The sequence below is a fragment of the Bradyrhizobium jicamae genome, from assembly GCF_001440395.1.
Lineage (GTDB): Bacteria > Pseudomonadota > Alphaproteobacteria > Rhizobiales > Xanthobacteraceae > Bradyrhizobium > Bradyrhizobium jicamae.
Genome location: NZ_LLXZ01000214.1, coordinates 13,137 through 13,337, shown reverse-complemented (window position 1 = coordinate 13,337; position 201 = coordinate 13,137). Strand labels below are relative to the sequence as shown.

The 201-nt window shown below is 65.2% G+C and carries 1 pseudogene; it reads right to left on the bottom strand.

The window, feature by feature from the left end:
- Positions 1-201, bottom strand: a pseudogene (locus tag CQ12_RS45800) (hypothetical protein); the annotation flags it as partial.

The following is a 201-nucleotide window of genomic DNA, read 5'->3' as shown; positions in this document are numbered from 1 at the left end:
CCGTTAGCGGCTCAGGAAGCTTGCCGCCATCAACGGCCTCTTTGGTAGGGTCGATCGCTCGCGCCCCGCGGTCGGCACGCTCCCGGTCCGCCTGGTATGCTCTGCCCGCGTGATACTGCGCGTCGTCGATCTGATGATGGGAATGCAACCGGCCGAGTGGATCCCCGCGAGTCTGTCGCTCGACACTGACCTTCTCGCCAT